This is a genomic window from Alphaproteobacteria bacterium, from assembly GCA_040216735.1.
GTDB lineage: Bacteria > Pseudomonadota > Alphaproteobacteria > SHVP01 > SHVP01 > CALJDF01.
On sequence record JAVJOO010000002.1, the window covers coordinates 680,802 to 692,566 of the forward strand.

General features: G+C 65.9%; 10 protein-coding genes. 2 read left to right on the top strand and 8 right to left on the bottom strand.

The window, feature by feature from the left end; all coding sequences use genetic code 11:
* Window positions 1-88 precede the first annotated feature (88 nt).
* Together asnB (RID42_04545) and RID42_04550 are read left to right on the top strand one after the other, a co-directional pair.
* Window positions 89-2,014: an asparagine synthase (glutamine-hydrolyzing) gene (gene asnB, locus RID42_04545; protein ID MEQ8246930.1), complete on the top strand. Its 1,926-nt coding sequence runs from the start codon at window positions 89-91 to the stop codon at window positions 2,012-2,014.
* A 67-nt stretch (window positions 2,015-2,081) separates the two neighbouring features.
* Complete coding sequence (locus RID42_04550; GenBank protein MEQ8246931.1) at window positions 2,082-2,861, top strand: hypothetical protein; 780 nt, start codon at window positions 2,082-2,084, stop codon at window positions 2,859-2,861.
* Between the two features lie 16 nt (window positions 2,862-2,877).
* Here RID42_04550 and RID42_04555 read toward each other — a convergent pair whose 3' ends face one another.
* The 8 genes from RID42_04555 to RID42_04590 form a co-directional block, all read right to left on the bottom strand.
* Window positions 2,878-4,017 carry a glycosyltransferase gene (locus tag RID42_04555; protein MEQ8246932.1) on the bottom strand — a complete coding sequence of 380 codons (1,140 nt, stop codon included), beginning with the start codon at window positions 4,015-4,017 and terminating at the stop codon, window positions 2,878-2,880.
* A complete protein-coding gene (gene asnB / locus RID42_04560; protein MEQ8246933.1) occupies window positions 4,004-5,926 on the bottom strand; it encodes an asparagine synthase (glutamine-hydrolyzing) in 1,923 nt (640 codons plus the stop codon). The genes RID42_04555 and asnB (RID42_04560) overlap by 14 nt, the downstream gene beginning before the upstream one ends.
* 12 nt (window positions 5,927-5,938) lie before the next feature.
* Window positions 5,939-6,664, bottom strand: a complete 726-nt coding sequence (locus RID42_04565; GenBank protein MEQ8246934.1) for a class I SAM-dependent methyltransferase — start codon at window positions 6,662-6,664, stop codon at window positions 5,939-5,941.
* On the bottom strand, window positions 6,657-7,595 hold the full coding sequence (locus RID42_04570) for a glycosyltransferase family 2 protein (protein MEQ8246935.1): 939 nt from the start codon (window positions 7,593-7,595) through the stop codon (window positions 6,657-6,659). Before RID42_04570 ends, RID42_04565 begins: the two co-directional genes overlap by 8 nt.
* Complete coding sequence (locus tag RID42_04575) at window positions 7,592-8,704, bottom strand: glycosyltransferase family 4 protein (protein MEQ8246936.1); 1,113 nt, start codon at window positions 8,702-8,704, stop codon at window positions 7,592-7,594. Before RID42_04575 ends, RID42_04570 begins: the two co-directional genes overlap by 4 nt.
* A complete protein-coding gene (locus RID42_04580; protein MEQ8246937.1) occupies window positions 8,691-9,611 on the bottom strand; it encodes a class I SAM-dependent methyltransferase in 921 nt (306 codons plus the stop codon). The genes RID42_04575 and RID42_04580 overlap by 14 nt, the downstream gene beginning before the upstream one ends.
* A gap of 97 nt (window positions 9,612-9,708) precedes the next feature.
* Window positions 9,709-11,043, bottom strand: coding sequence for a hypothetical protein (locus RID42_04585; protein MEQ8246938.1), 1,335 nt, complete (start codon window positions 11,041-11,043; stop codon window positions 9,709-9,711).
* Window positions 11,040-11,762 carry a class I SAM-dependent methyltransferase gene (locus RID42_04590; GenBank protein ID MEQ8246939.1) on the bottom strand — a complete coding sequence of 241 codons (723 nt, stop codon included), beginning with the start codon at window positions 11,760-11,762 and terminating at the stop codon, window positions 11,040-11,042. Before RID42_04590 ends, RID42_04585 begins: the two co-directional genes overlap by 4 nt.
* Window positions 11,763-11,765 lie beyond the last annotated feature (3 nt).

Consider the following 11,765-nt stretch of genomic DNA (forward strand, 5'->3'; position numbering starts at 1 on the left):
TGTCGCCAAGGACGCGGGAGGTTCTATGCGAGCGATTGCCGAGTTCGGAACGTCAACGGATTGAGAGCCGAAAGGGGCAATCCATAGCGTGTGTGGGATAGCCGGATATGTCGATGTGCGCGGGGAGCGATCGCGCTCTGCCATAGCCGACGTGGCCAGGGCCATGGCCGACCGGTTGACGGCGCGCGGGCCAGACGGCAGCGGGGTATGGAGCGACGAAGAAAACGGCGTCGCCTTCGGTCATCGACGCCTTTCCATCATTGATACCAGCGATGCGGGCAAGCAGCCGATGGTGTCGGCCAACGGCCGCTGGGTCATTGTCTATAACGGCGAGCTCTACAACACCGAAGAGATGCGTCAAGCCGTCGTCGCGCGCGGCGTGACGCTGCGCGGCCATGCCGATACCGAGGTCTTGCTCGAAACGATCGACGCGATCGGCGTCGAAGCGGCAGCGCGGGCAGCTAATGGCATCTTTGCCTTTGCCGCTTGGGATCGGGTCGATCGCAAACTATGGCTTGTGCGCGACCGTCTTGGCGTCAAGCCGCTCTATTGGGGGTGGGCCGGTGGCGCGCTGGTCTTCGCGTCGCAACCAAAGGCCTTCTTCGCGCATCCCGATTTTACGCCGGCGCTCGACAGCGACGGGCTCAGTGCCTATTTGCGCTACGGCTACGTCCCCGCTCCGCTGTCGATCTATCGCGGCGTTCGCAAACTACGCGGCGGCTGGCTTGCCGAAATCGCCGCCGATGGCGGCGTCGTGGAGCGCTGCTGGTGGGATTTGCGCGCAATTGCGGCGGCGGGGCAAGCGTCACCGACACCGTTTGATCCGGATGCGCTCGCGGCGTTGATCGACGATGCGGTGGGCCGGCAAATGGTGTCCGACGTGCCGCTTGGCGCGTTTCTTTCGGGCGGCGTCGACAGTGCCACGGTGGTTGCTGCGATGCAGGCGCGCGCGGGAAGACCGACACAGACCTTTGCCGTGGGGTTCGACGAGGCCGGGTTCGATGAAACCACGCACGCTCGCGCAGTGGCAGATCACCTCGGTACACAACATACCGAATTACGACTCGCGCCTGGCGATGTCCCGGACGTTCTTGATGCCATGATCGAAGATCTGGACGAACCCAACGCCGACGTCTCGCTGATCCCGATGTATGCCGTGTCGAAACTGGCCCGCGGGCACGTGACGGTGGCGCTGTCGGGCGATGGGGGGGATGAACTGTTCGCGGGCTACAACCATTACCGTCTAGGCCAGCGGGCGTGGAGCCTCGCACGACGGTTCCCGGGCCCGTTTGGTGTTGCGGCGCGGTGGGGCCTTCGTGCCCTGGGACCGGTACTCCGCGCTCTCCCGCTGGGGCCACCGAGCGCGCCCTACAGCGCGGACCGGTTGGCCAAGGTCGCCGATCTGCTTCCGGCAACCGATCCAGTCGCACTTTATTGCCGCTTGCTAAGTCTGTGGGCCGACCCCGCGGCGATTTCCCCGCGTGCCGCTACCTCGGATCCGCTGCCGGCAATAGCCGATCCGCCACAAGAATTGGGCCTGCCGCGACGGTTTCAGTTTGTCGACATGCTGACCTACTTGCCGGAATCGATACTCGCCAAGGTGGACCGCGCCAGCATGGCGGCCAGCCTCGAAGCCCGTGTCCCGTTGCTCGATCACCGCCTTGTCGAGATGATCTGGCGGACCGACCCCCGCGAACTCGGCGGCGACGGCACGGCGAAATGGGCGTTGCGGCAAGTCCTCTATCGCCGGGTCCCCCGCCATTTGATCGAACGACCGAAGATGGGGTTTGGTGTGCCGATCGGCGACTGGCTGCGCGGACCGTTGCGCGATTGGGCCGAGCCCGATCTGGCCGGACCGGGGGCGACGGCCGGCGGTTTGGTCCGGGCGGCCGCTGTCGATCGACGGTGGCAGGAACACCTCTCAGGCACCCGCAACTGGCAGCAAAGTTTATGGAATGTTATCGTCCTCGCGCACTGGCAACGCCGTTGGCTGAAGAACGACGCTGCGGAATGACGATAGTGCCGCACCGATGCCCGGCCGGGATTGCCGCCTGTGCCGGTCAAGAACAAGCGACGAGACCATGACCTACTCCAAACATCGCAACCCCGCTCTTGGCTCTATGCAGCAGCGTGCCGCCTTGCTCGTCGACCTGTGCGAGAAGGCGCTCGACGTACGCCTGGATTCGATGGCGGCGTGTGCGTTCGATACCGAGATGGTCAAGGCGATCCTCAAAGGCGTGGTCGCCCACGACGCCGAACTGTTTCGAATCTTCCGCAGCGAGATCGCGGCTGACGTTCTCGAATTGCCCTACATCATGGTGCACTTCCACGACGACCGATGGGACGAGGGCGTTTGGCACCGCGACAATGACGATCGTGCACGTTCGATGCATTGGTTGCCGCTGCGCGGTCGCGGCGCGGCAATTTCGTTCCTGCCCGATCTGCCCCTCGACATGACGCGGGCAGCGGCGCGGGCCGCCCGGGCCGCCGGGATCAAACGCGTGGCCACACCACGCCTTGAACCGAACGAATATCTCACTTGGCCCAGCACAACCTATCATCGGGGTATTCTCAATCGTGAACGGCAGGTGCGCGTCAATTATATTGTGACGGTGCGGCCTGGCGCCGATCCCGCGGCGCTGGTCGCCCAGACGGTGGATCTCGACGATGCCGCGGTCGGCGAGTATTGCCGCACGGCCGCGGCTGCCCTCGCCGCGGTCGCGGCGCGTGAACCCCTTGGCAACGAGACGATTGCCGCGCGCTTTCGCCCCCTTTTCGAGACTAGTCTGCACGCCCTCGCCCTGAAGGAAGCGCGGCTTGGCACTCAGGCATTCAGCGCGGTGGCAAAACGGGCCGCTTAGCGCCGTCGCTCTCAGCCTAGGGCGTCTCCGTCAGGCCGTCGTAAGTGGCGGCGAATTGCTGCACCACATGTCCGATTTCGTAGTGCTGCGCGATCCGCGCCGTTGCGTCGGTGCCGATCGCTGCACGCGCAGCCCTGTCCAACCGAAGGAGGTCGAGGAGGGCGGCGGCCAGCGCACCGGTATCGCCCGGCGCGACGGTACGACCACAAGTGCCCAAGACGGCGGCCGCGTCGCCGACCTCGGTCACGACGGCCGGCAAGCCGCATGCCATCGCCTCACCTAGGACATTGGGAAACCCTTCGCCAAACGCTGACGCCAAACAGAACACATCGAGGGCGGGCAAAAACCGTTCGACATCATCGCGAACCCCCAACCGGTGCAGCCGGGGCTCGAGTGCGGCGGAAGGAGCAGCCAACGTCTCGGTGTCCTTGCCGATAACAATGACATGCAGCTCCGGTATCGCGTCCGCAAGCTGCGCGACCGCACCAAGAAACGTTCCGTAATCCTTCATCGGATCGACCCGCGCCACCGTCCCGACAACCGGCGCGTCTTCGGGGATTCCTAGCTCGGCGCGGACAATGCGGCCCGCCGCCGGGTTCGGTTGGAAACGCGTAAGGTCGAAGCCGTTGGGGATAACGCCTTGCGCGCGGGGGCGATAACCATAGGTGAGATGCCAGTCGAGGCCGACACGACTGTTGGCCAGGATCACGTCCGGGCGGTGCGACAACCGGGCCAGCAGCCAAAGCACGACGGCGGTGCTGCGGCGATAGCGCTCGAGGGCCATGTCGGTACACCGAATGGTCCAAACGCGACGCGCGCGCGGGGCCGCGCCCGCCGCGAGCGTCGCCAGGAGATCTGCCTGATAGAGCCAGCTTTGGACGATGTCGGGTTGGAGCGTTTTGACAATCCGACGCAGGCGCCACGCGGCACGCGGAAAATCTCGCGCGCCGACCATGCCGAGTTCATGCACGGTCGCCCCGGCATCGCGAGCGGCGGCGTTGAGGTGCCCCTCGCCGGTCAGCGTGACAATCGTATTGTGATAGACCGCCGGATCGAGGCCGGCGACGAGCTTCACCAGCATGCGCTCCGCGCCACCGACATCGAGCGTGTTGATGACATGGAGAAGGTGAATCGGCGCGCGGTCAGCGTCGCTCACGCCAAGTCTCCCGCCATTGCAGCCATTGAATCGCCGTCCACACCCGTTGGAAGCCCGTACCCGTTGCGCAGAACTGCGCCCAAGCTTTCTCGACGGCACCCGGGTCGAGGACGCCGTCGCGCCGCAGTGCGTCGGGCGCCAGGATATCGGCGGCCCACCCACGAAGCGGGCCGCGTAGCCAGTCGGCGAGCGGCGCACCGAACCCCATCTTGGGCCGGTCGATGAATTCCTTCGGCAACGACCGGGCGAGCAGGGCGCGCAGGACGCGTTTGCCGGCGATCGCGGAATCGCCCCACTTCAACTGGGGCGCCAGTCGCCACGAGAATTCCAACAAACGATGGTCCAGCAAGGGGACGCGGACCTCGAGGCCGACCGCCATCGATGCCCGGTCGGTCTTGGTCAAGATGTCGTCCGGTAAGTAGCTGCCTTGGTCGACCGCCATCATCGCTTCGGCCCACGGCAGGGCGGCGTAGCGATCGATATCCACAGCGCCGGTCTCGGCGGTCCGCCAGTCGCGGTCGAGCAACGGCGGCGCCGGCCAGGCGGCCACGGCATCGCGGTAGGTGTCGGCGCGGTCGGCGGCGAAATAGGTTGCGAGACGGCGCAGCCGCACGGCCCCGCCTTCGCTCCCGCCGCCGCCGGGCAGGAGACCGCCCAACACCTGGGCGAGCGACGCGGGCATTGCCGTCATAACGCCGGCCAGGGCGCGGCTTCCGCCTTGGCCCAGGCGCGCGCGCATTCGTTCGATTCGGGCGCCGTGGAAGTAGCGCGGGTAGCCGCCGAATAACTCGTCGCCACCGTCACCGGCGAGCGCAACGGTGACATGGTCGCGCGCGGCGCGGCAGAGCAGCGCGGTCGGTAGGGCGGAGGCGTCGGCGAAGGGTTCGTCGTAGATCGACGACACCGTACCGACCAACGCCATCGCGTCATCCGGCGACAGCACGATGCCACGGTGGTCGACGCCAAGATGACGGGCGGTCGCGGCCGCCGCGTCGGCTTCGTCGCCGGCGCTGCCGGGAAATCCGACGGTGAAGGTGCGCGGCATCGTCCTCTCGCGCATTGCTGCGGTCACGAGGGCTGAATCGATTCCGCCCGACAGAAACGCGCCGAGCGGGACGTCGGAAATCAACTGCCCATGGACCGCATCGCTCAGTAGTGCTTGAAGTTCTTCGACCGCCGTGCCGAGATCGTCGCTCGGTTGTTCGGCCTGGGCCGTGGCGATCGCGTCGTCGATGCGCCACCACTGGCCGACCGAAATCTCGCCCGCTCGCCACCGCAGCAAGCCGCCAGGTGCCAACTTGCGCGCGCCCAAAATGACAGACGATGGCGCCGGTGCGCAGAGATAGCGGAAATAGTCGGCGACCGCGCCCGCATCGAGGTCGCGGTTGAGCCATGATAGGGGGCGCAGGCCGTTGAGGTCGGAGGCAAACGCGATCTGCCCCGGTGCGGTGGCATAGACCAGCGGCTTGACCCCAAGGCGGTCGCGCGCCAACCACAGGGTTTGTTCCGCGCAGTCCCACAGGGCAAAGGCGAACATGCCGTTGAGTTGCGGTAGCGCCGCTTCGATCCCGACGCGATCGATCAGGGCCAGCAGTGTTTCGCTGTCGCCGGTTCCTTTGAACGCGACGCCACGGGCCGCTAGATCCATTCGGAGGGTCGGATGGTTGTAGATTTCGCCGTTGTAGCTCAGCACGTAGCGGCCCGACGGCGAGTGCATCGGTTGGTGCCCGGCTTGGCTGAGGTCGAGGACGGACAGCCGGCGGTGGCCGATCCAGACCCCGGCGTTCGCGTCGCGCCAAGCGCCCTCGCCGTCCGGGCCGCGGTGCGCCATCGCGGCCAACATCCGCTGGGTTACCTCTGCGCTACCGGGCGCGCAGCTCTCGCCGATCCACCCGACGATGCCGCACATCGCGCGGCCGTCCTAGCGCGCCGCGCGGGCGCGCACGCAGTAGTGCGTGGCCAGCAGTCGCCCGTAGGTGCGCACCCCCAACGCCGCAAGCGCGGCGCGTTCGATGCCGGTTTTCCAGCGGGCGGTGTAGGGGGAAAACGGTGCCGACGCATAATGATGGCGCGCTTCAACCGTCAATCCCGCCTTTGCCAGTAGGCCCTCGAACTGGGCCCGAGTCCAGAAATGCAGGTGGCCGACCGGATTGGCCAAACGGTCGCGCCTGGTCAACCGGTAGTAAGCGTTAGGAACGAGGGCGCTTTCCAAGGGGACCTCCACGATCAACCGGTCGCCCCGCGACTTGAGGTCGATGAGCGTGGCGAGCGGGTCGGGCACATGCTCAAGCACGTGGGATGCGATCACGGCGTCGAACCCGCGTGCGCTGTCGGGCAAACCAGCAGCGGGGTCGAACTGGCAATATGTCAAGCCGGGGCGGGCAAATTTCTCTCGGGCGAAGCGCGTCCCCGTTGCCGATACGTCATAGCCTACGATGTCGCGGGCGACGCCGTTTTCGAACATCCAATGGGTAAACACGCCGTTGCCGCAGCCGAAATCGAGTGCCCGACCGAATGGCAACAGGTCGTCCGCGACGGCCTGAACCGCGGGAAGGCGATCGCGCCGCGCCGAATCCTCCGCGTAGGCAAGGGTATATTCGGCGTCGGCCCAGAACCGTTCGTAATAGTCGGAGGGCGCATCAGCCATAACGTTTCACCGCCTTAGCGCGCCGGGCGAGCCCAACCAGCGCGGTTGTCGCGCCCGGACCCAGCGCCACCATCAGCGCCGCTGCGATACCTGCCAGCGGCGCACCCCCGACGCCCCGACGCCACGCCGACCACACGCCGCGCTGTCCGGCAGCGCGGCGATAGACCGCGAGCTTAAGCCAGCGCTCAGCTAGTTTGCCCGGTGCAAGGCGGGCAAACAATTCGCCGTAGCGGCTGAGTTCTTCCTCCAGGCAACGCACACTTTCTCCGGCCTTGGCGCCGCGCAACCAATTGCGGCTCACCGCGCCGCCGCGCGAATCGTCGTAAATGCGGAGTACCTCCGCCGAAACGTAGATTGCCGCCTCCTGCACCCACGCGAGGTAGGAGAGATTGCCGCAGGATTTGCGGGTCCCGATATCGACATAGGGTTTGGCGCGAACGTAGTCGCCCCGGAATAGCGGTAGATATTCCCCCGCATATCGTTCGGAGAGAAACGTTGGCAGATCGACCAGACCGCTGAAGCCAGGTTGGCGCATCGTCGGCGTACCGTTCAGGTTGCGACAACCCGCAAAACAAAGGTTGGACTCGAGCGGCCAGTCCGCGACGAGTTGGGCGTACCGCGCCGGCCAATCGGGGACCAGCGTGTCGTCGGCATCGAGGATGGTCACGACCGCGCCCCGGCTGGCGGCAATACCGGTATTGCGGGCGGCGCTCATGCCGCGGTTGTTCTCGTGCGCCACAAGGCGCACGTCCGGGTGTGCCGCGACCGCATCTTGGAGTGCGGCACTGTCGTTGCTGCCGTCATCAACCACCACGATGTCCAACGCCGGTCGTGCATCCGGCGCGAACACCGAGCGCAGCGTCGCGCCGATCGTGGAGGCCGCGTTATAGGCCGGAATGACAATCGACAGTGTCGATGACGGCGCGGTCATGCTGCGAAGCGTGTTTCGTAAAGCTGCCGGCTGGCCGTCTGGGCTGCCCGCAATTTGGCCCGATCGCCCAATCCAATCATCGCGGCGGCGAGGTCGCACTCAAATACCGTCGTGTCGAGTGCGGCGGCGACGTCCGGCGCGGTATCCAGCGCACGGTAGAGCGCGCTCGGACGGTAGCCGTCCCATATCGACAGGGGCGCATGCAGCAGCGCGCCGTTGACGCCGTCATTGACCATCTCGGGAAGGGCATAGAGGTCCGTTGCAACCAGTGCAAGGCCGTGGGCCAATGCCTCCAATGCGACCATCCCAAAGCTGTCGACATAGGTCGGCAAGACGAGAACATCCGCTTGGTGGAAGAAACGCTGCCAAAGTTCGGTTCGACCGATCGTGGCCGCATGAACGCCGACGCCCGGTTGGTTTACCAGTGCGCGGCGATTGGTCGGCAGATGCGTGACAAGGTCAAGATGCGCTTCGGGCAGTGCCGCGCGGACGGTGGTAAAGGCCCGCAACAGGGCCGCGCCGCCCTTGATCTCGAACTGGGTACCGACGAACAGGAAACGCGGACCGGCCCAGGTCTCGGCATCGGCGTGTGGCGAACGTGCGACCGGTGCGTCGGCGAGGCGCGGATAATGCACGGTCGCCTTCGCCGCCGTTCTCGCACCGAATTCCAGTTCGAGCGACCGTCGGCAGGCCGCGCTCATGCAGCGAATTTCCAGGCAACGGCGGCTGCGCAGCATTCGACCAAGGATCCCGCGCCACAGCGGTAGGGCCGCGAGGTTGTAACCGGTGAGCGCGTAGGGCGTATCGAGATCGGCGATGAACGGTCCGCGGTCGACGACGCCGCCCCACACATAAACCGCGGTATCGGCCGGGAGGCCAGGCGGCCGCCGCTTGATGTTGGGCAGCGGCAGACGATTCAAGATTCCCGCGCGCCGTGCCGTCGGCCGCGCGCCCGGCCCGGCGAGTGCCGGGGCGGTTTGGGTGGCGAGTTCCGGGTTGTGAACATGCCCCTGGGGCCACGCGCGGATGACGTCGAGTTGGCGCGGCCGCAACACGCTGTGGGGGTAGAACCAGACCTTCGGCGCGTTCACCGGTTCACGTTTCGGCACGGGGTTTCCTGGCGGCATACATGACCGAGGGGTAGACGCCCGTCCAAGCGAAGGGGGCAAGCAACGCCGCGCCCAGCCGCCACCGACCGGCGTGGCGCAGCAGGGCGCCGAGGCGGCGATAGGCGATCGCGTCGGTGCGGCCCTCCAGGATATCTCGAATTTTCTCAAGATAGAGATTGCGCCAGCTTAGGCCGAGCGCATCGAAACGGCGCTCCATCCAGTGGGGGTGAACGAATTTGAGGTGATCGACAAAACGGGCATGCGCGCTGTTTCCTTGTAGTCGCACGAGCGCGCGTAGCAACGGTTTAGGGCAGAGCGGGGGCATCAGCGCGCGGACGTGGGGTTCGTAGGGCCACAGGTAGTTCGGCGCTTCGAGATAGAGAACCCCGCCTGGACGCAACACGCGGGCCATTTCGGCGAGGCATTCGTCGACGTTGCCGACGTGCTCGATCGTCGTGATGCACACGATCAAATCGACGCTGGCGTCGTCGACCGGGAGGTCTTCGCCGACCGCTTCCGTGAAGGTTGGCGTACGCCGAAAGCGCGTCTGATCGAGCCGTGCCGCCATCCCGCGCGCGAGGGCGATGCCGTCGGCATCGGGATCGACGCCAACGATGTCGGCATCGGGGAAACGGTGCTGCAACGCGAACGTTTTGAACCCGGTGGAACACCCGACCTCGAGGACACGAGTAATCGATTCCGGCAACGCCGCCCCCAGCCGGCGCAGCGCGTCGTCCAACTGCGTGTCCACCGCGACAAAGCAATCGCGCATGTGTGCGCTCAGGTCGTCGCCGGTTCCGGCGTGGTCGATGTGCATCGTCGCGCGGGTGTGATCGAGCCAACCGGCCCACAGCGCCGCGAGGCCGGAGTCGAGGTGCACCGGGAAGATATCGGGTTGGTCGGTCAAACTGCGATCTTCCCGTGTAGTTTGGTGGCGTTCGGCGGCGGCACCGCGCGGGCGCCGGTTTGAGTCGTCGATTGGTCGGTGTCCATCCGCGTTCACTCTAGTCCCGGGCCGTCTCGCGCAGAAGCCGTCGATAGGCCCAGGCTGCGCCAAAGAAATGCGTAATATTGATCGCGGCCAACGGCGCCAAGAACCCGATTGGGCCGACTAGCGCCACGATCAACGCGATTTTCGCGGCAAGTTCGACGCCCATGATCGCGACTAACGGGCGTAACCGCAGTGTGACGAATGCCTTTGCCACCGGTAGTTTCGCGATTGCAAGCCACATTGCGGCACCGCCTGCGAGGATGAAGGCGAAGGGAGCGTCGGGCGCGTTGTCGGCCCCGACCCAAAGGTCGACGACCGTCGATCCGGCCAAGGCATAGACGACAGCGAACGTTACCCCGGCTGCGATCATGGTGCGGTCGACCCGCCGCAGCGCGGTGCCGAGGCGGTCGTGTTCGCCGCGCACGTCGTGATGGATGATCCGGGGCTGGAGTGCGTCGGGAATGCGGCCCAGGGCAACCACGACGACCTCGGCGATCTTCCAGACCAGGGCGAAGTCCGCCGCAAGCAGCGGGCCGCCGATCACCGTGATAATCAATATGTCGGCTTGCAGGGTGAGCGAGAGAACGCCGTAGATCGTGAAGTAACGGCCGCGGCGCGACAGCATCGCGGCGAGGTGGGCCCGTTGGGTTGCGAGGTTTTCCCACCAGCGATGCCGGTAGCCGAGGTGGCGCCACAGAATGCCCGCGGCCCCCAGCGCGACGACATTGCCGGCGAGCAGCGCGCCGGTGACGCTGGCAAGACCGCCGCCGCCAAGAAGCAAGGGCACCGCCAGACCAACAAAAATAAGCTGCGCACCGATCGACAACCCGTTCGACCAAGTTTGATGCCGGGTCACGTTGAGGCCGACCCGGTCGATCGCCAGCAGCCAACTGGCGACGAGGTTGAGCGCAAAGAAAACGAGCGCCATCCAAACCCCGGGCACCGCGCCCGCTTGCTCCCCGAGGGTTCCGGGAAAAAGCGCGACGACGGCCAAGGCGAGTCCGCCGATGACGCCGGCATAGATCAGGGCAGCGGACTTGCCTGCCGCCCAGACCTGAGCGAAGCCGGTCCGGTCGTTGCGCGCCGCCATTTCGCCCAGGGTGCGCGTGGTGCCGCCAGTCAACCACAACGCGCCGACGGCGATATAGGTGGCGAGCGCCAGCAACACCATGAGCAGACCAAATCCGGTTCGCCCGATGGTTTCCAAATAGAGCGGTACCATCGCCAACTGGACGGCGGCGTTCACCGCCATCTGGGCGTAGCCCGAAACGAGAGCGCCGGTGTAATCTCGGTCGCCCAGGGCGTGTCCGATGACGGTGCGCGTTTTGGCGCGAACCCAGGCGATCATTTCGTGAAGGCGGCTTCGATCTCTGCGCCGCCGAGCCAACGCCCAAACAGAAATCGCCGTAGATGCCCCCGGCTGAGAAGGTCGAGGTTGATCCGGGAATGATCCGAGGCGAAGCAAAAGACCGCCGTGAAGTCGTGTGCCGCGCACAGTTCGCGAAGACCGGTCGGGGTGAACGGCTTGACGTGGGTGTAGTCGTCATAGAAGCGCCACCCCACGCGCGCGATATCCGGTGTGCGCAGATACAGCGCGCCGCCGGGCCGAAGCAATCGGTGGCACTCGGCGAGCATGATGCGCGGATCGGCGAGGTGTTCGATCAGGTGGTTGACGACGATGAGGTCGACGCTGCCGTCGGCACCGGGGATGCCGGCGACCGATAGGTCGTGTTCGACAAACTCAATCCCCAACTCCGCCAAGTGCGGGGCGAAGTTGCTGCTTGCGTCCACCGCAATGCGGCGCAACCCGGGTCGATTGTAATGCATCGCCCACCCGTCGCCCGCGCCGAATTCCATCACGGTGAGCGGGCCATCGTTGGCGATGCCGCATAGTTCCAAGACGCGCGGAAGAAACAAAGCATGGCGACCGACTTGACCCATGCGTGCAGCCTGTGAGTCGAGGCGCCCGCGCAAAAACGCGGCAAGACCTAGGAACCGGCTGCTGCTGTCCCCTTCGGCCCGGTGGCGCTCATATTGTTCGAGGTATTTGGACGCGTCGTTGCTCAACGG